The organism is Halomonas sp. AOP25-F1-15 (assembly GCF_052378675.1).
In the GTDB taxonomy this organism is placed as follows: Bacteria; Pseudomonadota; Gammaproteobacteria; order Pseudomonadales; family Halomonadaceae; genus Vreelandella; species Vreelandella casei.
The window spans coordinates 455,924-478,423 of record NZ_JBQSXV010000001.1; the positions used below are offsets into that span (position 1 = coordinate 455,924).

The 22,500-nt window shown below is 52.9% G+C and carries 23 protein-coding genes and 1 riboswitch; of the genes, 11 read left to right on the forward strand and 12 right to left on the reverse strand.

What is annotated here, in order from left to right; translation table 11 throughout:
- Positions 1-17 precede the first annotated feature (17 nt).
- A riboswitch (TPP riboswitch) is annotated at positions 18-125 on the forward strand.
- From ACT3TF_RS01995 to ACT3TF_RS02010, 4 genes are all read left to right on the forward strand, one after another.
- Positions 115-1,494 carry a sodium:solute symporter family transporter gene (locus ACT3TF_RS01995; protein WP_444671469.1) on the forward strand — a complete coding sequence of 460 codons (1,380 nt, stop codon included), beginning with the start codon at positions 115-117 and terminating at the stop codon, positions 1,492-1,494. It overlaps the preceding riboswitch by 11 nt.
- A gap of 108 nt (positions 1,495-1,602) precedes the next feature.
- On the forward strand, positions 1,603-2,571 hold the full coding sequence (corA, locus tag ACT3TF_RS02000; protein ID WP_444671470.1) for a magnesium/cobalt transporter CorA: 969 nt from the start codon (positions 1,603-1,605) through the stop codon (positions 2,569-2,571).
- Between the two features lie 22 nt (positions 2,572-2,593).
- A complete protein-coding gene (locus ACT3TF_RS02005) occupies positions 2,594-3,784 on the forward strand; it encodes a zinc-binding dehydrogenase (RefSeq protein ID WP_096278775.1) in 1,191 nt (396 codons plus the stop codon).
- Positions 3,784-4,842, forward strand: a complete 1,059-nt coding sequence (locus tag ACT3TF_RS02010) for a proline racemase family protein (protein ID WP_444671471.1) — start codon at positions 3,784-3,786, stop codon at positions 4,840-4,842. Before ACT3TF_RS02005 ends, ACT3TF_RS02010 begins: the two co-directional genes overlap by 1 nt.
- Here ACT3TF_RS02010 and ACT3TF_RS02015 read toward each other — a convergent pair.
- From ACT3TF_RS02015 to ACT3TF_RS02040, 6 genes are all read right to left on the reverse strand, one after another.
- The gene (locus tag ACT3TF_RS02015) at positions 4,818-5,024 is read right to left on the reverse strand and encodes a DUF1289 domain-containing protein (protein WP_444625253.1); all 207 of its coding nucleotides are present in this window, start codon (positions 5,022-5,024) and stop codon (positions 4,818-4,820) included. The two genes, ACT3TF_RS02010 and ACT3TF_RS02015, sit on opposite strands and share 25 nt — an antisense overlap.
- 38 nt (positions 5,025-5,062) lie before the next feature.
- Positions 5,063-5,479 (reverse strand): alternative ribosome rescue aminoacyl-tRNA hydrolase ArfB, encoded by a 417-nt coding sequence (gene arfB / locus ACT3TF_RS02020; protein ID WP_096278779.1) that lies wholly within the window; start codon positions 5,477-5,479, stop codon positions 5,063-5,065.
- Between the two features lie 88 nt (positions 5,480-5,567).
- Entirely contained in the window at positions 5,568-6,515 is a 948-nt protein-coding gene (locus ACT3TF_RS02025) for a D-2-hydroxyacid dehydrogenase family protein (protein WP_444671472.1), read from the reverse strand.
- The gene (locus ACT3TF_RS02030) at positions 6,512-8,524 is read right to left on the reverse strand and encodes a TRAP transporter permease (protein WP_444671473.1); all 2,013 of its coding nucleotides are present in this window, start codon (positions 8,522-8,524) and stop codon (positions 6,512-6,514) included. The genes ACT3TF_RS02025 and ACT3TF_RS02030 overlap by 4 nt, the downstream gene beginning before the upstream one ends.
- A 110-nt stretch (positions 8,525-8,634) precedes the next feature.
- Complete coding sequence (locus ACT3TF_RS02035; protein WP_444671474.1) at positions 8,635-9,618, reverse strand: TAXI family TRAP transporter solute-binding subunit; 984 nt, start codon at positions 9,616-9,618, stop codon at positions 8,635-8,637.
- A 288-nt stretch (positions 9,619-9,906) separates the two neighbouring features.
- On the reverse strand, positions 9,907-10,821 hold the full coding sequence (locus tag ACT3TF_RS02040) for a LysR family transcriptional regulator (RefSeq protein WP_096278787.1): 915 nt from the start codon (positions 10,819-10,821) through the stop codon (positions 9,907-9,909).
- 184 nt (positions 10,822-11,005) lie between these two features.
- Here ACT3TF_RS02040 and ACT3TF_RS02045 point away from each other — a divergent pair, with 184 nt between their 5' ends.
- The 3 genes from ACT3TF_RS02045 to ACT3TF_RS02055 all read left to right on the forward strand — a co-directional run bounded on the left by ACT3TF_RS02045 (position 11,006) and on the right by ACT3TF_RS02055 (position 12,826).
- Complete coding sequence (locus tag ACT3TF_RS02045) at positions 11,006-11,620, forward strand: flavin reductase family protein (RefSeq protein ID WP_096278789.1); 615 nt, start codon at positions 11,006-11,008, stop codon at positions 11,618-11,620.
- A 157-nt stretch (positions 11,621-11,777) separates the two neighbouring features.
- Entirely contained in the window at positions 11,778-12,347 is a 570-nt protein-coding gene (locus tag ACT3TF_RS02050) for a DJ-1/PfpI family protein (protein ID WP_444671475.1), read from the forward strand.
- Between the two features lie 116 nt (positions 12,348-12,463).
- The gene (locus tag ACT3TF_RS02055; protein ID WP_441684683.1) at positions 12,464-12,826 is read left to right on the forward strand and encodes a ribbon-helix-helix domain-containing protein; all 363 of its coding nucleotides are present in this window, start codon (positions 12,464-12,466) and stop codon (positions 12,824-12,826) included.
- A 4-nt stretch (positions 12,827-12,830) separates the two neighbouring features.
- On the opposite strand, the gene ACT3TF_RS02060 is transcribed toward ACT3TF_RS02055, so the two are convergent.
- A complete protein-coding gene (locus tag ACT3TF_RS02060) occupies positions 12,831-13,598 on the reverse strand; it encodes a DUF1499 domain-containing protein (RefSeq protein ID WP_444671476.1) in 768 nt (255 codons plus the stop codon).
- Positions 13,599-13,662: 64 nt separating this feature from the next.
- Here ACT3TF_RS02060 and ACT3TF_RS02065 point away from each other — a divergent pair, with 64 nt between their 5' ends.
- Positions 13,663-14,010, forward strand: a complete 348-nt coding sequence (locus ACT3TF_RS02065; RefSeq protein ID WP_444671477.1) for a hypothetical protein — start codon at positions 13,663-13,665, stop codon at positions 14,008-14,010.
- On the opposite strand, the gene ACT3TF_RS02070 is transcribed toward ACT3TF_RS02065, so the two are convergent.
- The gene (locus ACT3TF_RS02070) at positions 14,001-14,231 is read right to left on the reverse strand and encodes a DUF3820 family protein (RefSeq protein WP_096282316.1); all 231 of its coding nucleotides are present in this window, start codon (positions 14,229-14,231) and stop codon (positions 14,001-14,003) included. The genes ACT3TF_RS02065 and ACT3TF_RS02070 overlap by 10 nt on opposite strands.
- A gap of 150 nt (positions 14,232-14,381) precedes the next feature.
- Here ACT3TF_RS02070 and mqo point away from each other — a divergent pair, with 150 nt between their 5' ends.
- Positions 14,382-16,103, forward strand: a complete 1,722-nt coding sequence (mqo, locus tag ACT3TF_RS02075) for a malate dehydrogenase (quinone) (RefSeq protein ID WP_096278793.1) — start codon at positions 14,382-14,384, stop codon at positions 16,101-16,103.
- 120 nt (positions 16,104-16,223) lie between these two features.
- Here mqo and ACT3TF_RS02080 read toward each other — a convergent pair whose 3' ends face one another.
- Complete coding sequence (locus ACT3TF_RS02080; protein WP_096278795.1) at positions 16,224-17,111, reverse strand: LysR family transcriptional regulator; 888 nt, start codon at positions 17,109-17,111, stop codon at positions 16,224-16,226.
- Positions 17,112-17,243: 132 nt separating this feature from the next.
- Between ACT3TF_RS02080 and ACT3TF_RS02085 the strand changes: the two genes are divergently transcribed.
- Complete coding sequence (locus ACT3TF_RS02085; RefSeq protein ID WP_096278797.1) at positions 17,244-17,669, forward strand: VOC family protein; 426 nt, start codon at positions 17,244-17,246, stop codon at positions 17,667-17,669.
- Between the two features lie 33 nt (positions 17,670-17,702).
- Here ACT3TF_RS02085 and ACT3TF_RS02090 read toward each other — a convergent pair whose 3' ends face one another.
- On the reverse strand, positions 17,703-18,596 hold the full coding sequence (locus ACT3TF_RS02090) for an AraC family transcriptional regulator N-terminal domain-containing protein (RefSeq protein ID WP_444671478.1): 894 nt from the start codon (positions 18,594-18,596) through the stop codon (positions 17,703-17,705).
- Positions 18,597-18,829: 233 nt separating this feature from the next.
- On the opposite strand from ACT3TF_RS02090, the gene ACT3TF_RS02095 reads away from it, so the two are divergent.
- On the forward strand, positions 18,830-19,903 hold the full coding sequence (locus ACT3TF_RS02095) for an NAD(P)-dependent alcohol dehydrogenase (protein WP_444671479.1): 1,074 nt from the start codon (positions 18,830-18,832) through the stop codon (positions 19,901-19,903).
- A 105-nt stretch (positions 19,904-20,008) separates the two neighbouring features.
- Here ACT3TF_RS02095 and lnt read toward each other — a convergent pair whose 3' ends face one another.
- Positions 20,009-21,490 carry an apolipoprotein N-acyltransferase gene (gene lnt / locus ACT3TF_RS02100; protein ID WP_444671480.1) on the reverse strand — a complete coding sequence of 494 codons (1,482 nt, stop codon included), beginning with the start codon at positions 21,488-21,490 and terminating at the stop codon, positions 20,009-20,011.
- Positions 21,491-21,553: 63 nt separating this feature from the next.
- Positions 21,554-22,453, reverse strand: a complete 900-nt coding sequence (locus ACT3TF_RS02105) for an HlyC/CorC family transporter (protein WP_096278805.1) — start codon at positions 22,451-22,453, stop codon at positions 21,554-21,556.
- Between the last annotated feature and the right edge of the window lie 47 nt (positions 22,454-22,500).

Here is a 22,500-nt window from a genome sequence, read left to right on the forward strand (position 1 = left end):
AGGATAGCGCCTCCACTCACTGTCGCCAGGGGAGCCCTTATCAACGGGGCTGAGAATGCGCGTTGCGCAGACCCTGGAACCTGATCCGGTTCGTACCGGCGGAGGAAGCGCGACATGCTTTACCTAACGTCAGCCGTACTTGGCGCGGCGCTGTGCTGCTTTGCTTTTTTAGGCCTGCGGACTCGCAGGGTTGATGGCCCGCTTGATGACTATATGACAGCTCGCAATTCGCAGACGAGCTCGACTCTCGGGCTTTCCTTTCTCGCGTCAGGCATGGGGGCGTGGATTCTCTTTGCGCCCCCTGAAATTGGTGCCTTCGTGGGCCCGCTTGCGCTAGCAGGCTACGCGTTTGGCTCCACATTGCCCTTTATTATCTTAGCTCTTTATGGGCCTAAGATTCGCCGCGCGCTTCCCGAAGGGCGTAGCATCGCCGAATTTGCACAGGCGTGCTATGGCCTCGGCGTACGGCGCTGGGTCACGCTGGTGTCCATTGCTTACATGGCCTGCTTTTTGGCCGCCGAGCTAACGGCGATTGGTGCGATAACAGCATTGCTGTCTGATGTACCTCCCTCACTCGTGGTGATTGGCGTCGCGCTGACTACGCTTATTTACACGGTAGTGGGCGGCCTGCGCGCCAGCCTTGCCACTGACCGCTGGCAGGCCTGGCTGCTGCTGGTGCTATTGGTCGTGGTAGGCAGCATGGCGCTTTGGCGGCTTCCTGCATTGCCTAGCGAAGCGGCGATGCCTGCTATCCCTGTTACCAGCGCGCTCAGTGTGGCATTAACACTAGTGATTGCGGTAACGGCCGCCAATTTATTTCATCAGGGCTATTGGCAGCGCGTATGGGCTGCTAAGGATGACCACAGCCTGGGTCGTGGCGCATGGCTAGGCGGCGCTATGACGATGGTGGTGGTAATGGTTATTGGTAGTTTAGGCATTTTAGCAGCGATGAGCGGTGTTGCTCTGGGCACACCGCCTATGCCGTTTTTCGCACTGCTAACGGATGCACCCGCTTGGCTATCGCTACCTGCGCTGGTATTGGCTGTTACCTTGGTAGCTTCCAGTGTTGATACGCTCCAGAATGGCATTGCCTCGCTTATCGTCACACGCAGCGAAAAGCGCGGTGTTTCGCTGGAGGCAGCCCGCTGGGCGACGGTTGCATTAATGATTCCCGTGGTAATGGTTGCTTTACAGGGATTATCGATACTGCGGCTTTTCCTTATTGCCGACTTACTGTGCGCCTCCATCGTAGTGCCGGTGTTGCTAGGGCTATGGCAACGGATGACGCCAATAGCCGCCATCGGGGGCGGCGTTGCTGGGCTGCTCGGGGCTATTTTGCCCGGGTGGTTAAGCCAAGGCAGTGTCAGCGCAGGAGTGGTGGCGGCGAGCTTTCCTGACAGCATTCCAACGTTAGGCCCTTTTCTGGGCGCATTGGTTATGTCAACGTTAGTTAGCGTGGCGCTTGCCTATGCTATAAAAAAACAGCCTGTGTAGAAGGGAGTCGCCTAGCGTGGGCTTGGTGTGCCGGGAATGCATCGCTATAGTGGATAAGTACGTAGAACGATTTGCGCTTCTGAGCGCTCGCTAATCGCAAGGACGACTATGATTAGAGCTATGCTTACTACGCCCGATGGTGCGGTTCACGAAGGCAATGAAGACTTGCTGGCCATGTGGCAATCCACGCCTGACAGCCATATCTGGATCGATATGCAGGGTGAGACGCAGGACAGTGAACGCACCATTTTAGAGGCTTTCAAATTTCATCCCATGGCGATTCAGGATGCTCATAAGGAGCGCCATCCGCCAAAGATTGAAGAGTTCGATAATCACACGCTGATTATCTACCGGGGTATTTCCTCCTTCGATGCTGAGTTGAATTATCTGCCGCAGCAGATATGTTTTTTTGTCGGTGAGCGCTTTCTAGTCACACTTCACCCCGGTGAGGCGCTCAGCATTGAGCGGCTATTTAATGAGCACGGCAAGAAACTGCTGGCGCATTCCCCTGAGCATGTCGCGCTGCGAGTGATGTATATTTCAGCCGGCTTTTATATCGATAGTCTGCTCGAATTTGAAACTGAGCTAAGCGATTTGGAGGATGAGCTACTCGAAAATGGCAACGATGCGCTCATGCGCAAGATCATCACCTATCGCTCTCGGCTGGTGAAAATGCGCCGAATCTTTAGCTACCATCAGGGAATTACCCAGGAGCTAACGGCTTACGACTACGAGCATGTGCCCCGCGAAGAAAGCGAGACGCTCCACGCGATTAATGATGTGGCGGATCGTTTCGAACGTCTCTATACCTTGACCCAGATGTACTATGAAATTTGCGGTGACTTAATCGATGGCTATATTTCTATTTCATCTCATCAGCTAAATATCACTATGCGTGTGCTGACGGTGATTACCGCGATCTTTGTGCCGTTGACGTTTATTGCCGGCATTTACGGCATGAACTTTGCCAATATGCCCGAGCTGCGCTACGAGTATGGCTACTTTTTTGTATGGGGAGCCATGTTGGGCATCGCTGGAATACTGGTTTGGTTATTCAAGCGTAAAAACTGGTTTTAACGCCATACAACGGAGTCAATCTATGGCCGACACTGCACACAAGGTACCAACGACGATGGCTGCCATGCTCTTAACCGGGCATGGGGATATCGATAAATTGGAATACCATCAGGATGTCGCTACGCCGCAGCCCAGGCAAGGCGAGGTGTTGGTGCAGGTAACCGCGACGGCCAAGAACAACACCGATCGAAAAGCCCGGGAAGGCCTTTATCCCACCAAAGATAAGGGCGACGTCACTTCCTTTGCCATGGGCGGCACGCCGACGCTTACCTTTCCGCGTATTCAAGGCGCTGATGTGGCAGGCCGCGTGGTAGCCGTCGGTGAAGGTGTTGGCGCTGAGCGTATTGGTGAGCGCGGGCTGCTCGATTTTAATATCTACGCTGACGAGCGTCGCGATATTAATCTAACGCCGGATTATTACGGCCACGGTGCTGACGGTGGGTTTGCTGAATATATCGCCGTGCCAGCCGATCAGTTTTACGCTGTGCCGAATCCTGAGCTGCGCGATGCTGAGCTGGCGTCAATGGGTATGTGCTCGTATCAAACTGCTTACCACATGATGACAGCTGCCAGTATATGTGCCGGTGAGCGGGTACTGGTAAGCGGTGCCAGCGGTGGCGTGGGTACGGCGCTCATTCAGCTGTGCCGAATCGTTGGGGCCATCCCTTACGCCGTCAGCCAGCTAGATAAAGCCGATGCGCTAAGCGCCTTCGGCGCAGAGGCGGTGATTGATCGTGGCGACTTGCCGACGTTTGTTGAGCGAGTGCTGGCTACCACTAACGGCAAACCGATTGATGCAGTGATGGATCTGGTCGGGGGTGAGATGACGAACCTGTTTATCGATACCATGATTGTCGATATGCAGGGCCGTCAGAGCTATCCGCGTCTTTCAATAGCCGGTGCCAGCGGTGGCAATCTCAGCGAAATGATGTGGACCCGTATTTATCTCTACCAGGTGCAGATTTTTGGCGTCTCTCACGGTACTCGTGAAGAGGCTGAGCAGCTTGTCGAATGGATTCGTAGCGGCCTACTCAAACCGGTGCTTCATGCAGCGTTTAAACTTTCTGACCTGCATGCTGCCGAGCGTTATTTTGTTAATCGAGGTGGCAATTATCTGGGCAAAATTGTGCTGGTTCCCGATTCACAGTGGGCTTCCCACGGTGCGTCGTTCGCTCTTGAAAACACCTCTTCCGATGCTCAGGAGCAACGCTAGTGCATAATTTTCATACCATTCAGTTAATGGATACTCACGCCGGTGGTGATGTTAGCCGTATTGTTACGGGTGGTATTGATAGTTTACCCGGTGCCACCGTTCGCGAGCAGATGGAGTACCTGCGCGATGACGCCGACGGATTGCGCCGCCTGCTACTAGAAGAGCCTTACGGCGTGCCGGAAATGTCGGTCGATTTATTGGTGCCAGCCTGCCATCCGGAGGCCGTCGCGGGTTACATCATTATGGAAGTGATGGGTTACCCCATTTACTCTGGTTCCAATACGCTGTGCACGGCCACCGCCGTACTAGAGAGCGGTATTGTGCCTAAGCAAGAAGGTATTCAGCGCTTCAAACTAGAAGCGCCCGCGGGCCTGGTGCAAATTGAAGCGAAGGTGCATAACGGCGTTGTCGAATCGGTCACCTGCAGCGGGTTGCCCAGTTATATCGACACCTATCGCGATACGATTAACGTGCCGAGTATTGGTAATGTGACCTACTCAATCGCTTATAGCGGCGGCTTTTATGCGTTGGTAGATGCGACTGAGCTTGGCTTTAAGCTAGTGCGTGATGAGGAGCGAGCGTTGGCTGAGTGCGCTTATAAAATTGTTGAGGCAATTAAAGCGCAGCGCGGCTTCTCCCATTACACGCTTGGAGATGTGGGGCCATTGCCATTTTTGCACTTTATGGGCCCTGAGGAGAAGGTCGGGGAGGGGTATATACGCTCACGTTCCACCACGTATGTTCACCCTGGTGTTATCTGCCGCAGCACCACAGGCACCGGTACGTCGGCACGCTTAGCGCTAATGAACTATGAAGGGCGGCTGAACGTGGGGGATAAGCTAGAAACCGTTTCGCTGCGTGATACGGGCTTTATCGGCACCTTCACGGGCACGCATCAAGAGGGCGATTATCACGTCGTCGAAAACACCATCACCGGTCGCAGCTACGTGTTGGCTCACTCTGATATTGTTATCAACTGTGATGACCCCATGGTGGCCTGTGGCGAGCTACATCATATATTGCGTGACCGCCATCAGCGTACAGAGTCTGGGACGTAGCCTTCTGCTTCCAGCCGTTCCCATACCGGGGCTTGTTCAGCCTCGGTCATAGCTCCCCAGCAGGCTATTTCATCTAATGTACGTCCGCAGCCTTCGCATACCGATGTTGACGATTCTATTTGGCAGATTTGAACGCAAGGCGAAATAGGCCGCACCTTAGCGGGTGTATGGGCTTTAGTCATGATTGAAAGCTCTTTGGCATTAAGTATCGAGCGATGGCTTATGAAGCAGATACCTTGCCGCGCAGCGATTTGACTTTACCTTTGCGGGTTTTGTGGTCAACCCGGCGGCGTTGTGAGCCTTTAGTGGGCTTAGTGGCACGGCGAATTTTTTGCGGTTTGGTGGCACTCCGTATCAGCTCTCTTAAACGTGCCAGTGCATCTTCTTTATTTAGCTCAAGCTTGCGATGGCTCTGAGCTTTAATAATCACCACGCCTTCTTTGCTAATGCGCTGATCGGACAACGCCATTAGCCTTTCTTTGTACAGTGGTGGCAGCGTGGAGCTCAGAATGTCGAAGCGCAAGTGTACGGCTGAAGCGACCTTGTTGACGTTCTGGCCGCCAGCGCCTTGGGCACGAATCTGGCTAATACCAATCTCCCAATCAGCCAGGGTAACGTCGCTAGAAATGGTGAGCATTCATGTCCTCTGTATTACTCATGAACCTATAAGGCTAGCACAATTGGCACAGAGGCGGGGCTTATTGGCTGAATGATACTAACCAACTCTAGCCAGCTAAATTATTGACTGACTGCCCATTGATATAAGCCAGTAGGTTGCTAAACGCATCGCCAAAGTAGAGCTCATAGCTGTCTTTTTCGACGTAGCCTAGGTGCGGTGTGGCGACTAAGTTGGGCAATTCGAGCAGAGAGCTTGTGACGACAGGCTCCGTATCGAAGACGTCAACCGCGGCTTGGCCTGGGCGTCCGGCGCGCAGCGCCTGTTCAAGCGCCTGTGGTGCCAGTAGCTGAGAACGGCTGGTGTTCACCAGTAGGGACGTTGGCTTCATTTGGGCGAGTAATTCAGCGGTGACGATACCCCGAGTGTCATCGTTTAAACGAAGGTGAAGACTTAATACATCGGCGCGCTGGAAGAAATCCGCCTGGCTTTTGGCCACGTCAAGGCCAGCCTCAATAGCACGCTGGCGGGTGCTTTCTCGCCCCCATGCCAGCACTTTCATGTCAAACGCCTGGCCATAGCGTGCGACTAAACTGCCAATTTTCCCATAGCCAAAAATACCTAGCGTGCGTCCCTTGAGGCCCGTGCCTAGCGTACGCTGCCAGCGGCCTGCTTTTAGGTTTTCAACCTCTGCGGGAATATTGCGCATCGCGGCTAGCACAAGTCCCCAGGTTAATTCCGCGGCGGCGTTAGGCGAGCCGGTGCCCGCCATCACGGTCACACCGTGGCGACGGCAGGCCGCCATATCAACATGTGCCGCGCCACCGCCCGTTTGGCTAATCACTTTGAGGTTGGGCAGGCGCTCAAGTAGGGCCGCCGTGATGGGCGTGCGTTCGCGGATAAGCACGAGTGCCTCTGCGGCCTTCAATCGCGTGCTTAGCGCATCCAGGTCGGTAAGGGTGTCATGATAAATCGCCACATCATGGTCTTCTAACTGCTTGAAGGCGTCTAAGCTGCGTACACAGTCCTGATAATCGTCTGGAATGACAATGTTCATTGCGAGAGCTCCTTGCTTGGCAGAGGGGCGCGGGCGTCATCAGTACTATTTTTATCAGTACTATTTTTATCAGTATTATTTTTATCAGTACTATTTTTATCAGTACTATTTAATCGGTATTGCCACCCAAACAGCCCGACAATCAGTGCAATACCTGCTATATCGGTCATCACTTGACCATTAATCAGCATCAGTGCAGCGGTGAGTAATAATCCACGCTCGAGCCAACTGCATGGGCGTAAAAAGAAGCCAATCGTTGATGCCGCAAGCGCCACTATACCGATAATGCCAGAACCCACGGCAAGGGCAATCTCAAGCACGGTTCCATCGCCTAAAAGAGGTGGATGGTAGATAAACATAAAGGGAATTAAGAAGCCGCCGAGCGATATTTTGGTCGCCGTCAGGGCCGTTTTAAACCAGTGTGAACCCGCGATAGCGCCGCCAATATAGGCCGCTAGCGCAACGGGCGGTGTCACGCCGGAAAGGATTGCAAAGTAGAGAATGAATAGATGCGATGAAAGGCTGGGCAAGCCAGCCTCAATAAACGCAGCCGCTACAACAGACGCAGCCAGCATGTAGGCTGCCACGGTAGGGAGCCCCATGCCGAGAATGATCGCCACTACCATTGCCAACAGTAGTGTGATTAATACATCGCCGCCGCTGACGACGAGAATCACAGATGAGACTTTAAGCCCTAGGCCGGTAAGGCTGATGACGGATGCAATAATCGCAACGCTACCGATGATAACGGCGATCATTGCAGCGGTCATCGCACCCGCTTCTAAGGCAGCGGGAATCGACTTCAAGCGATCCGTAAAGCTGCCGGGGCTGCGCCAGGAGAATAGGTAAATTAGTAGTGCTGTGAAATAAGCGGCGACGGCGGCAGTCGTGGGGGTATAGCGCAGCACCAGCATGGCGATGAGTACAATGATCGGCAGCAGCAGTGTTTCAATGTTGAACAGTCCCTCGCGTAATGTAGGGCGCTGGTCTTTGGGTATAGGGTTTAGCCCAAGGCGCTTAGCTTCGAAGTGAACGCTCATCCAGATGGCTAGATAGAAAAGTAGGGCGGGGATAAGGGCAGCACCGATGATTTCTAGGTAGCTCACCGAAATAACATCAGCCATGACGAAGGCCGCGGCACCCATGATAGGGGGTAATATTTGTCCGCCGGTGGATGCAGAGGCCTCTGTGGCTGCTGCGAAGCGTGGGCTATAACCGCTTTTTTTCATCAGGGGGATGGTGAATACGCCGGTAGTCGCTACGTTGGCAGCGGTGCTGCCGCTGATACTACCAAATAGGGCACTGCATAGAGTGGCCGCTTTAGCGGGGCCTCCGGCCATGCCGCCAGTCAGCGAATTAGATAAACGCATAAATGTATCGCCACCGCCAGTGGTTACCAACAGCGCGCCAAACATAATAAATACCACGATCACCGTTGAGGAAGTGCGCATCAAACTGCCGTAAATCCCGGTTGGGCTCATGTAAAAAGTGGCCACTAAGTCGGCCCAACCAAACCCTCCATGCCCCCATACACCGGGTAGGTAGTTGCCAAAATAGGCATAGGAAAGCGCAATAAGTACCAGGATTGGAAACGCAAGGCCGATGGCACGACGGCAGGCCTCAAGCAAAAGTAAAATGGCCAGAACCCCGAACACCAAATCATAAGTGGTCGGCATGAGGTAACCCAGCTCATAGATAATCCGATCAAACTGCATGATGTAGTAACCGCTAACCGCGATTGCCAGTATCACAGGGATGACATCAAACCAAGGCAGGCGGTGATTGTCTTTCGCACGGCAGGAGTAGCCCAAAAAGATTAGCGGCAGAGCGAACAAGAGGTGTATAGCATTTTGGGTATTAACGGCCCCCGTTATGGCGGCATAAAGGTGAAAAACTGCCATCGCCACTGCCATTGATCGCATCACCAAAAACCAGACACCCGTAAGCTGGCGCTTGCCCGAGTCTTCTGAGTACTTCTCAACGATCTTATTGCTTCCAGGGGTATCCATCGGATGACTCCCACGCTCACGTGTCTTTTAGCAACCACTGCAGGCGTGTATAAATATGAGGATGTTTAAACATCCGCAGGCTATTAATCGCCTGCGGGTGCCAGCAGAAATTAGCGTGCTTCGGGAGGAATAACGTCTTCTGGGATTTCAAGGCCCAGCTCTTGGTAATAGCGCAGCGCACCCGCATGGACCGGGAAGGTGGCATTATCAATGACGTCTTGCGGGGTCATTCCCTTGGCAGGAGCAAAAGAAGCCGCTACCTGTTCGTGGTTGTCCCAATAAGCTTTGGTGATGTTATAAACAATATCATCATCAAGAGAGCTATTGGCCGATACGCCCATATAGATTCCCAAGGATGTTGCCTCATCCATGCCGCGGTAGGTGTCTGCAGGGATAATTGATGGCGATAAGAAAGGAAGCTCGGTTGTGACAGTTTCAAGCTGCTCTTCTGACAGCGAAAGCAGCTGCAAGGGGCGCGAGGAGTGAACTTCTGTAAAAGCCGGTATGGGGGGAATGCCGTTATAACTAAAACCGACCAAGCGACCATCAATGACCCCTTCGGCTGCATCATCAATACGCATGCGCTGAAAGTCAGGCTCTACGCCTAAAATATCAAACACTAGCTCAGTGATGTACTCGCCGCCGCCGCCAATACTGCTGGGATTGAAGCGCTTGCCCGCGAGCTCTTCGAAACTCTTGATGTCGGAGTCTTGACGAACGGCCCAGTGCATTGTGGAGGGAGCAATCCAGTATACGAGGCGTACGTTTTCGTTGGGTGTGCTTTCGAACCGACCAATACCGTTGTACTGCTCGTAGCCTACCAAGGCTTCGGTGAAGGCAAGATCAAGCTCATTGCGGCCTAAGCGAATAGCATTTTCTCGCGTGCCGCCGGTTTCGCGCACGGTAATTTCATAAGGCGTGTTAGCACTGATAACCCGTGCGCCCTCTGAAATACCAAAGAACCAGCCAGTGCCAGTAGGAACCGCGCCCATATTTAAGGCATCTTGTGCTTGAGCAAGAGGGCTAGAAAGCGTGCCTAAGGCCAATATAGATGCAGGAAGGAGTAAGCGTGCTTTCAGCGTGAAAGGAATCATTGTTATTACCTCAAGCATTGAGATGCTTTTATTGTCTTGGAGTGTTCGATTCGGTGATGGCGCGTTAGCGTTCTGAGCTTCAGTCGCTTAGCTTAAGCGCTAAGTGCCACTTTTTAATTGTGCTTGCGAGACAGCCGGCTTTTATTATACATAACCATCCCAAGACTATAATTACCTTTTATCAGTGCGCTTGGATATTGGTGATTGATGAGCCTGCTTTCGTAAAGCGAGAAGGCTGGCGCTGTATGAGTGCTAAATGCCTGGCAGCATCGCATTGTTCTGTCTCTTTTATGCTTGATTTGATGGTTGTGAAAATTTAGCAGATTCAACAAGATGGTCGATAAATAGCCTGGCGGCCATGGATGTTCGTTCTATATTGTTGACATAGATACACAGTGGGCGTTTTGCCCAGTCATCTCGAATAGGCAGTACACGCACCTGTAGCCCGCCAACATATTGGCGAATAGCACCTCGGGGAACTACGCCAATACCTAACCCTGCCTGAACCATCAAACATAGCGCGTCGTAACTGGTAACCTGAATACGTAACCGTAATGGCCTATTAGCTAAACTGGCCGCTTTCAACAGCTGCAAATTGATGGCGCTTGATGAGTGCAGACCTACATAGGCATGCTCAAGGCTATCGCGAAAATCGATGACGTCGCGATCGGCAAGTGGGTGATTTAACGGCGTGACAAGCACTAGCTCATCCGTGTGGTAAGGCAACTCTGCTAAGTCATAGCCATGAGGCAGCTTTGCGCATATGCCAATATCGGCGCCATTTGCCATAATTTCACGGGTAATAACCGGGCTGACTTTCTCTTCGAGCTGCACACCGATATCGGGATGCTTTTCAAAAAATGCCTGCGTCTCGCCAGGTAAGTACTGAGTGATGGCGGACATATTGGCAAAAATGCGAATAATACCCCGTTCACCGCTAGTGTAATCGCGCATCTGAAGCTCTAAGTCTTCAAGGTTATGCAGCACGCCTCGCGATAAATGCAGTAGTGCATTTCCCGCGGGCGTTAACTCTACGCCACGGTTGTTGCGGTGTAGTAGCGGCGTGCTGAAATGTGTCTCTAGTTCGCTTAGGCGTTTGCTTACCGCAGATGTCGCAATGAACTCTGCATCAGCAGCACCCGTAATAGTGCCCGTCTCTGCTACCCGGACAAACAGTCGCAAGGACATTGGGTCGAGTTTCATTTTGAGCTCCTACTTTTTGATATGGCTGCCAATGACCGTGAGCGATGCCGGGATTACTGTATGCAACGAGGCTCGATTTTTGACCAGCGTAGGCCTATATTGGCTTCCGGCTTATTAAATTACACACAAGATGATGAGAACTGCTGGGCAGCAGCTATTTTAGCGACTGAAGAGTGAGCCACAAATGAGCGACTACTTGCTAGATGAATCCCCATTAAGTCCAGGTGTTATATACCGCTTGCTGTCTGGCACTGTTTGCCCACGCCCTATTGCCTGGGTCGCGACTCAAGATAAACACGGCAATGCCAATTTGGCACCGTTTTCCTTTTTTAACGTAGCCAGCGTCAATCCACCTGTGCTGGCATTTTCACCTTTGTTAGACGGTAGTGGCGAACTTAAAGACACGGTTCGCAATTTAAACGACGTCGCGGAATGTGTCGTGCACGTGGGCAGTGAGGCGCTAGTCGAAGCACTCAACGTCACCAGTGCAAGCGTGCCACCAGACGAGGATGAGTTTGCGCTGGCCGGATTAGAAAAAGCTAGTATGCCCGGTGTGAGCGTGCCCCGGATTGCCAACGCGCCGGTTGCTTTTGGCTGCAAGCTGTTCGATATGATTCGATTTGGCGACCAGCCCTTAGCAGGCACCTTAGTGCTTGCCCAGGTGGTCTCGATTCATATTGATGATGCACTGTGGGACGGCCGTCATGTTGATATGGAGCAACTCAAGCCCGTGGGCCGATTAGCCGGCAGCGATTATCTTCGTATCAGCGATCGCTTTGCTATTGAGCGTCCTGCTTAGAAAAGACTTTCTATTGCTATTGGTTAAGTAACGGTAGCTGAAGAAGTTGCCCTGTAGTAGTGGACTACTACCCCTTGCCGGTAAGCGCTTGCTAGTCTCGTTTCACACCCTAGGCGTGTGCTCAATCGCTCGACCAATAACGATAAGGAGTAATAAGATGAGCAGTAAGCGCATTTTAATGATTACCGGCGATTTCACTGAAGATTATGAAACGATGGTGCCTTTTCAGGCGCTCATGGCCATTGGACATCGTGTGGATGCGATCTGCCCTGGAAAAGCCTCGGGCGACACGGTGGCTACCGCGATACATGATTTCGAAGGTGATCAAACCTATTCTGAAAAGCCTGGCCATCGCTTTGCTCTAAATGCCGATTTTGCGAGCACTAACCCCGCCGACTACGATGCGCTTGTGATACCCGGCGGCCGCGCGCCGGAATATCTGCGTTTGAATAAAGACGTGCTGGCGATGGTCCAGCACTTCTTTGAAACCAACAAACCTGTCGCCGCCGTTTGTCATGGTGCACAATTGTTAGCCGCGGCTAACGTGCTAAAAGGGCGTCAGTGCTCTGCTTATCCGGCCTGTCAGCCAGAGGTAGAGCTAGCCGGCGGCCACTTTGTCAATCTAGAGGTAACCGAGGCAGTGACCGATGGTAACTTGGTCACGGCGCCCGCCTGGCCAGCTCATCCGGCCTGGCTCGCCCAGTTTATGGCGTTGCTTAATAAGTAAGCCTGAATGGCAAGATAACGACGTTCGCCCAGCACCGTGCTGGGCGAACTATGCGCTTGCCCGCTATGCTATTAGCAAGTAACCCGCACTCATTAAGCCGCTAAGAGATAACGCCCATGTGTAAGCTCTTTATTAACGCTGACCCCGAGCTATGGCGTAGCGCTACGCGCTCGCTACGCATTGACGGGATGGTGACCAGCGTACGCATGGAGAATTACTTCTGGCAACTTCTTGAAGAAATTGCCCTGCGTGATGACATGAATACGGCCCAGATGATTACTCGGCTTTATCACGAGTCCATCGATGCTGGGCACGATTTGGGCAACTTCACCTCGTTTTTACGCGTTTGTGCGCTGCGCTATCAGGCGCTTCAGTTGACCGGCGATATTCCTACGCGGCACCAGGTGCCCATCGCCACCTTAGACGCTGAGAAAATCCTAGCGCGTGAAGGTGGCCACCGGCTCGACTCAATACATTAAAGCGTTAGTTGAGACGCGCTTTTAATTCATCCAAAAAGGCTTGGATGCGCGCAGCGTTGGTACCCACATCGCTGGCACCTATTCTTGATGCCGAGCGCATATCTACCTGCACAGCGTTCTCGCGTTCCGTTAAGCGAATGACAACGTCATCCTCAAAACCAAACCAAGGTGTCGTTGCCGTGGCCTCTATGTGATCGTCGCTAATCCTGGCGATTCGCCAGCCAGCTTCTTCTGCCTCTGCTTGTGCCGCAGCCAGCACTGCCTGAGGCGTTGCTTTCAAAAGGAGAGGCTTGATCGCCGGATAAGCTGCTTGCTGTTGCCGAGCGGTTGCTTCGCCGGGATAAGCGAGTGCATTAGGCGCTGCTTGGCGAGCGCTTGCTAGTGCTTCAAAAGCAGGCGGATTTTGCATATCGGTGGTGATATCGTGAATGGCGGGTAGAGACTGGGCACGTTGCCAGTGCTGCCAAGGCATATAAAGTAGCGCTGCCGCACTAAAAATAACGAGTGTTGCTATCACGGCTGGCGTGGAGCGGCGTTTGATCGCGCTAACGAGAAGTGCCACAAGGCTTAATGCAACCGCCGCCCCAGCGGCATAAACGCCGTTGCGTAGTAAGATAAACGCCTCACTTAACGAGATATGTTCACCGCGGTATGCTGGGCCTGATCCGGCCATCATCATGGCTGCTACGACGAGCAGTACAATGCTTAACCCTGCTAGCACACCTGGCCAGCGGCTACGGTTGGGGTGAGAGGTTTTTTGGCGTGTTGTCACGTTTTCTCCTTATCACATCGTCTTCAGCTATTGTTAACGCAACTGCGCCATCAATGAGATTTTTATGACCGCTATAAAAACAGCGCTGCGCGAATTGCTCGTGAGCGCACCGCGTGAGGCACTGCCTATGACCTATCAGCAGGTCGCTTCAGCACTATCGCTAACACCGCCTCGCACCATTGGCCAGGTTACTCAGTCACTTGAGCAGCTAATGCGTGAAGACGCTACGCAAGATAAGCCGTTCATGGCCGCATTAGTGGTTAGCCGGCGAGGCGAGGGGTTGCCTGCAGCAGGCTTTTTTGAGCTAGCTGTTGCACTCGGGCGCTTTCCTGCTGATCGTGCGCTGCATGAGGCGGCGTATCACGCTGAGTTTCAGCGAGCGGCCAGCGAACGCAGCCAGCATCAATCTTGACGCTGCCTGGGTCTCTGGCGCAGTGGCTCTAACAGCTCACTAAGGCCATTATGGTCAATTTCCTGCATCAACTGTAGCAGTTGGCCGATCTCACCTGAAGGAAATCCCTCCCGAGCAAACCAGTTTAGGTAAGGGCCAGGTAGGTCGGCAATGAGCCATCCCGCGTGCTTTCCAAAAGGCATGGTGCGTGTCACTAGCTTTTCCAGGTCTTCTGGTTTCATACGCTGAATTCCATCCGTTTTCATTTAAGTGATGCCATATGTTTCTGATGTGGCATATTTTTGTTAGACTTTCGTCGACAAATGATACCTATCTCGATAAAGGGCGACTATCTTTTCGGCACGTTCTTTATGTACCGCCAGGGGCATGACATGCAAAAACGTTTTAACCTTTTACTCTGCTCGCCGCTTTTAGCGCTAGCGGCTATGCCCATTTCAGCCGATGAGCCTGTTGACGTCGTGTTGATTGGTGGCGGTATTATGAGCGCCACGCTCGGCACCTATCTACAAGAGTTAGAGCCTGAGTGGGATATCCAGCTTTTTGAGCGCCTTGATCAAGTGGGTCAAGAAAGCTCAAATGCTTGGAACAACGCCGGCAGCGGCCACTCCGCCTTTATGGAACTGAATTATACGCCGGGCGATGGCGATCACGTCGAAATTGAGCGTGCGATCAACGTAACCGAGCAGTTCGAGCTTTCTCGTCAATTCTGGGCGCATCAGGTAGACCAGGATGTTTTGAGTGATCCGACCGCTTTCATCAACACCGTTCCGCATCATGCGCTTGTTTGGGGTGAAGATGATGTGGCGTTCCTACGCGAGCGTCATGCCAGCATGGTGCAAAATCCGCTTTATGCTGATATGGAATACTCTGAAGATCGTGACGAGATCGCTGGGTGGATGCCCCTCGTGATGGCAGGCCGTGATGACAACACTCCCGTTGCGGCAACGCGAATGCAGATGGGTACAGAAGTTAATTACGGCGCCCAAACAGAGCAGATGATTGAATCGCTGAGCGACAACGAGCATTTCACTTTGTCGTTGAACAGTGAAGTCCGTGGGCTTGAGCGCAATGACGACGATTCATGGCATGTAACAGTTAAAAACTTAGAAAGTGGCGATGAAACCAGCGTTGATGCTCGATTTGTCTTCATTGGTGCCGGTGGCGCCGCGCTGCCGCTTCTCCAGGCATCGGGTATCCCTGAAGCGAGTGCTTATGCAGGCTTCCCGGTAGGTGGTCAATTCCTTTACACCACGAATCCTGACGTTGTCGCTCAACATCAAATTAAAGTGTACGGAAAGGCCGGTGAGGGCTCGCCGCCCATGTCAGTGCCGCATTTAGACTACCGTAATCTTAACGGTGAACCGGCGTTGTTCTTTGGCCCGTTTGCGACGTTCTCAAGCAAGTTCCTCAAAGAGGGCTCCTGGACGGACCTGTTTGGCTCAATGACGTTCAACAATACTTGGCCAATGATGGAAGTCGGCCTGGATAACTTTAACTTGGTGCGCTACTTGGTTGGCCAGGTGCTGATGTCTGATGGCGACCGTATGGAAGCCTTGCAGGCCTTTTATCCAGAAGCCAACCCAGATGATTGGGAGCTGTGGACAGCGGGGCAGCGTGTCCAAATTATCAAGGATGATCCCGAAGACGGTGGCACCCTGCAGTTTGGTACAGAGGTTGTCATCTCTGCTGACGGCACCATGTCAGCCTTAATGGGAGCTTCGCCAGGCGCCTCGACGGCACCTTCTATTATGCTGAATTTGCTGGATACGGCCTTCCCAGCACAGATGGAAAGTAGCGAATGGCAAGATGCTCTGCGCCAGATTGTGCCTTCATACGGCCAGCATCTCGCAGAAAATCCTGACTTGTTGAGTGAGGTGCGTGCTTATACTGCGAGTACCCTAGAGCTGGACGAGCCAGCAAACTTGGCCGCTGCCAATGGCAGCGATGAAGCGTTGGAAGAAGAAGCAAACACCGACGCTGAGCCTCAACCCAACGGCGCCGGAGACGAGATTCAAGGTGACGTTGAAGAGGACGATGCTGAGATGAACGACGCACAGGACGCCGAGCAGCAAGACGTTACGACAGACGCGTAATGCGTGTGCTCTAACGCGTTTAACGTATAGATGCGCCAGCCCTTTTGGGCTGGCGTTTTTTTTAGGTTTTTTTAGCTTAGCCAATCACTGTTAAAGCGCTGTTTACGTCAGGCTTCAGCGCTAGAGAGAGGGCTGCTCGATGATGTGAGCGGTATCGTTAATTAAGTCGGCGAGCGCAGCCGCGGGCGGACTTAAATGCCCGCTAGCCCGGTGGATGAGCCCAATGTCGCGGTGAAACGTCCGCTCGGCTAAATCAATAGCCCGTACTTCTTTAGGCCAGCGTTTAAGTGCTCCCGACTGCGGGGCCAGCGCCACGCCCACCCCATTGGCCACTAATTGCACAATGGCATCTAACTCATCAACCTCGCATACCTCGCGGACATGGCAGTGGTTATCTCTTAAAAAGCGGTCCACCTGGCGGCCGCCAAAAGATGCGCGGTCATAGCGCACAAAAGGGTGAGTAGCCAGCATCTGTTGCCAAGGCTCAATCGGTAGTCGGCGCGGGACTATTAAACGAAAAGGCTCATGGGCAAGCGGCGTCCAGCGTAAATCGCTATGCAGCGAAAATGGCGGGCGAATGATCACCGCCATATCTAGCTCACCGGCATCGACCTGGTTCATTAACGCCATGGAAAGACCGGGGACTACCCGAGTGCAGCATTCAGGAAATCGGCGATGAAAGTTCGCCAAAATGTCGGGTAAAAACGTACGCTGAATAGAGGCAATAGCGCCAATGTTCACGCGAGTGTTCAGCTCTTGACCGGAGGGCGAAACCCCTAAGGTGCCATAAAGCGCAAGCAGCGTGTGGGCCTGCTGCAACGTTTCTTGGCCGCGTTGAGTCAGTATCGCCACGCGGCCTTTGCGTTCGAATAAAGCCACGCCAAGGGCGCTTTCCAAGCGTTTCATCTGAGCGCTGATCGCGGCTTGCGTCAGGCCTATTTTATTACCTGCCGCTGCGAAGGTGCCTTCCTGGGCAACGGCAATCAACGTTTTGAGCTCACGAATCATTCATAAATACTTTTTGTGGGTTGGTTAAAAAACAATTGATTTTATTTTTGCATATCACGTCTTAGGATAATGACACCGTGGCCTTGCAAGACGCTAGCCATTTTACCTAACGTAAAAATTTAGGAGATGCTCATGAGCCTTTCACCTTTTCACCTGGCAATTCCCGTGTACGACGTAGCGCTTGCAAGAGCCTTTTATAATGACGTGTTTGGCTTGGAAGAAGGGCGCTCCAGCGAGCAGTGGGTCGACTTTAATTTCTTTGGCCACCAGCTGGTCATTCATGAGCAGCCCAAAACGGCGGGCCAAGAGAGCGCGCATACCAATCCCGTTGATGGCCACAACGTGCCAGTGCCGCACTTTGGTGTGATCTTAACGTGGAGCGAGTGGGAAACGCTGGCTGAGCGTTTAAAAGCACGCGATACACAGTTTGTAATCGAGCCTTACGTGCGCTTTAAGGGTGAAGTAGGCGAACAGGCCACAATGTTCCTGCTCGACCCGTGCGGCAATGCGCTTGAGTTCAAAGCATTCAAAGATATGAGCCAGGTGTTCGCGAAGTAAGCTCCGAGCGGTATATCAACACTCTGTTCAGTTTTACGCCCGTAAGGCCTGCTCTTGGCGGCGATGCTGCAAGGGCGGTTCGCCAAAGTAGCGCTTATAATCACGGCTAAACTGAGAAACGCTGCGGTATCCAACGGCCGCAGCGGCTTGATTCACATTATGATTATCCTGCACGAGCAGTTGCTGCGCTTTGATCAAGCGAAGTCTTTTTAAGTACTGAGCGGGTGACGAGCGCGTCATCTGCTTGAAGTGCTGGTGAAACGTCGATGCGCTCATATTGGCCTGTTGGGCCAGCTGCTCCACGCTAAACTCACCGGCAACATTAGCATGCAGCTTCGAGAGCACCTGCACGATGCGTGAGTAATGGCCGTGCCCTAATACCAACGCCCTCAGTGCGGGTCCTTGCTCGCCCTTCAGTGCTTCAAACACTACATCGCGAATGCGGGCTTTGCCCATCGTGCTGCGCTCTACCTGTATTGGTAACGAGCGAGCTAAGCGAAGAACGGCATTTTGCATGCCCTCCGTCATGGCGACAGACGCCATTGGCAGCGGCGCCTGGGAATGATGACCAATATCGCCCATGGCAGTCACCATCTCGCTTAATAGTGCAGGATCAAGTCGAACGGATATGCCCAGCAAGGGAGATTCCGGTGAGCCGTAGGTTTCACATTCAAACGGCAGCGGCAGTGTTTGCACTAAGTAATGACCAGGATCGTAGTGGATTTCTCGATCGCCCAGATAGCCCGTTTTACGTCCCTGCGCAATGATGATTAAGCTTGGCTCATAAAGCAGTGGCGTGCGCACTTGATGGCGGCTGAGGCAGAGTAACGACACGCCAGGAAGAGGTGTTGCGGCCATGCCATCGCCCTCAACGAGGGGCTGGATAACATCAGTCAGCGCATTGCCTGCCTTGGCGGTAGAGGGCATGATTGCTTCTCTCTCTTTATGGTGGATTTTGTATAATAATAACGATTTTGGCGTTTTTTTTGTTATTTAATTACGCGCATGCGTAGGAATAGGCAAAAATGGCGTAGCTTTGTTTATCGCTATCCTCTCTGATTAGGCCAATAATAATGGCCGACTTTAAAGACCCTGTCTTGAAGACCCTGTCTTGAAGGCCCGTTCTTGAAGGACAAGTTTTGACGATGAGGAATCCACCGATGAGCCAAGCGCTACCCCAAGTACTTTCCTATGCGGCGTTTGCTGCCGACAAGCCGCTAGCACCTTTCACGTTTGAGCGTCGCCAGCCACGCTCAGACGACGTGGCGATTGAGATTCTTTACTGTGGCGTCTGCCATAGCGACCTGCACTCTGCGCGTAATGATTGGGGCATGAGTCAGTACCCCGTTGTTCCCGGCCATGAAATTGTCGGCCGCGTAACGTCCGTTGGCGACAGCGTCGTGCGCTTCAAAGCCGGCGACTTAGTCGGCGTAGGCTGCATGGTAGATTCATGCCGCACCTGTTCTGCCTGTAAAGATGGCGTAGAGCAGTACTGCCTGGAAGGCTTTACCATGACGTACGGCGGTGAAGATCGCCAAGACGGCACCATGACTCAGGGCGGCTATTCCGACGCTATCGTGGTAAGTGAGCACTTTGTACTGCAAATGCCTGATGGTATTGATCTGGCATCTGCGGCACCGATTCTATGTGCGGGCATCACTACCTATTCTCCGCTCAAGCACCACGGCGTAGGAAAAGGCCATAAAGTCGGCGTGATTGGAATGGGTGGCTTAGGCCATATGGGCGTTAAGCTGGCGAAAGCGCTGGGTGCTGAAGTGACGGTATTTACGCGCTCTGATGCAAAGGTTGAAGAAGCGAAGCGCAACGGTGCGGACCATGTCGTGGTTTCTAGCGATCAGGCGCAGATGGACGCCGTGGCTGAAAGCTTCGACTTCATGCTCGATACCATCCCGGTTCAGCACGATCTAAACCCTTACTTAACGTCGCTGAAGTATGACGGCACGCACATTATCGTTGGTTTACTTGAGCCGATTGAGCCTGCTATTGAAGCGTTCAATCTGGTCTTTAAACGTCGCGTTGTGGCGGGTTCTTTGATTGGCGGTATCGCTGAAACTGAAGAGCTGCTAAAACTTTGCGCCGAGCAAGGCATTACTTGTGATATCGAAATGCTCGATATCCATAAGATTAATGAAGGCTTCGAGCGCATGGAAAAAGGCGATGTACGCTATCGTTTTGTGATCGACATGGCGACGCTGAAAAACAGCCCGGCTTAAATTATTTTTCACCTGCTCGCTAAGGGCAGGCGTAAACGATATGCCCCGAGTCCTTGAGAGGACTCGGGGCATTTTTTTAGTCAGCCTTATTCGGTGCGTTTCTTGTCAGCGTGCTTCTCGGCGCGCATTTCGCGCTGCAAATACACCTGCTAAAAGCATCACACCGGCCAGCAGCCACGCAGGCCAGCTTCCGGTACGTGTAAACGGCGTTAAGCCTTCCATAGCGTAGAACTCGCCCTTGAGCGAGGCTGTTTGAAACTGCGGAGCGCGTTCAACGATACGGCCAGTGGGATCAATAATCGCCGTAATGCCGTTGCTGGTCGCGCGAAGCACGTAGCGGCCATTTTCTAGCGCGCGTAGCCGTGCCATCTGCAGGTGCTGATTAGGGCCGATAGAGGCGCCAAACCAGGTGTCGTTGGAGACAGTTACGATGACGTCGCTACTTTGCGCGCGACGGGCTACTAGCCCTGGGTAAATGATTTCGTAGCAGATTGCGTTACCAATATAGGTTCCCGCTGCCTGCATGGGCGCTTGTTCCGTCGCTCCTTTGGTAAAGGAGGACATGGGCAGGTCAAAAAAGTTAATCGCCCCGCGCAACAAGCTTTCCAGCGGCAAGTACTCACCGAAAGGCACTAAATGCTCTTTCTGATAGCTGCCTTCGACATTGCCAACGCCAATCACGCCATTGAAGTAGCGTTCCTGCTCATCGAGTTGCACGACGCCGGTCATCAGGGCAACGTTGGGCGGTAGATTCGCTTGCACTCGTTCCAATACAGGTCGAGCCTGAGTTTCCGTCATCGGTAGGGCCGTTTCTGGCCAGATGATTAGGTCAACATCATCGGCAACGTCGCGGCTCAGCTGGCTATAGGTATTAGCAGCTAGGCGTTGGCCTTCTGAGGTCCACTTTACAAGCTGCGGTAGATTGCCTTGCAGTAATGCTACCCGCGTTGGCTGGCTGGCTTGCGTGGTCCACAGCGTGGGAAGTGCTAAAGGAATTAACCAAATGGCGGCGAGTGGGGCAAGCGTCCACCACTGACGGCGCAGCAATAGCTCCGCTGCGAGTGCGCCGCTGAGTGCAATTAACAGAGACAGTAAATAGACCCCGCCAACGGGCGCCCAGGAGGCTAGCGGCGAGTCAACGTAGCCAGAGCCCAGCAGTAGCCAAGGAAAGCCAGTAAACAGATAGGTGCGCAGTATCTCGCCCAGTACCCAGGCCCCAGCAAAGCTAATAAACGCGAGGCGAGCGGATGTAAAACGTCTGTAGAGCCAAAACGTGCCGGCAAAAAATAGCGCCAGAACGGTAACAAACAGGGCCGTCAGAAATACTGCCAGTGGAACCCCGGTATAACCGTAGTCATGAATCGATACGTATACCCACGACGTACCGCTGGCGAACAGTGCAACGCCATATAGCCAGCCTTTAAGGGCCGCTTGAGCAGGCGTTAGCGTGTGCAGCCCAGCGTATAGCAGTGCAATCGCAATAGGCCCTAGCCACCATAGTTCGAAAGGGGAGGCGGTTAGCGTAGTGAAGCCGCCTGCCACCAGCGCGGCAAGCAGCTGTAACAAAAACGCGGGGGGTAAGCCCATAGCGATGACCTATCGTCGGTAAAATTTGAGGGAGTGGGTAGAAAGACAATGAAATGGCGTGGACTAGGCCTGCTTGTCTTCTTGATCGTCGTCTTCATCTTCATCACGACGGTGATCACGATACGCCTCAAGCAGGCGAATACGCCGAGTATCGGCGTTGAGAATCACAAACCGCCAGCCACCGAGGATGGTATGTTCGCCGCGCCGGGGCAAATGACCGAACTGTTGCATAACCAGGCCGCCGACGGTATCAAATTCGTCATCGGAGAATTCAGTACCAAAGCGCTCGTTGAAATCTTCGATGGGGGTCAGTGCGCGAATGGCGAAATGGTCATTTTCAATCTCGCGAATATCGTCTTCTTCATCGGTATCGTGCTCATCTTCGATATCGCCGACGATCTGCTCAAGAATATCTTCAATCGTAATGATGCCAGCAGTGCCGCCATATTCGTCTACGACCACCGCCATATGGTTATGCGTATCCCGAAACTCTTTCAGCAAGCTGTTAAGACGCTTTGATTCGGGAATAAACATGGCAGGGCGCAAGATGTCGTCTAACTTAAAAGCGTCGCGCTGGGCCTGCGTCTGCGACAGCAGCGGCAGTAAGTCTTTAACTAGCAGTATGCCCTTGATGTCATCCAAATTTTCGCCGATCACCGGGTAGCGGGAATGGCCAGTTTCTTGGATTAACGGCAAATAGCCGTCGCTTGCTTGATCTAGGGCTATTGCTGACACCTGCGAGCGTGGGATCAGCACTTCACGTACCTGCTGATCGCTAATATCAAGCGCGCCTTCAATGATCATGATGGCATCTTGATCAAGCTTTAATTTGCCTGCGGTATGGCGTAAAAACGTCATCAGCTCATCTCGTGAGCTGGGTTCGTCATTGTCTCCGGAAAGGGCGCCAAAGAGTTTCTCGAGCCAGGATTTTTGACTAGGGGTGCTCGATCGGTCTTCGCTCATGCGTCAAATCTCTTGTTTGCGGACAGACAGTTGCAATGTCAGGTGGC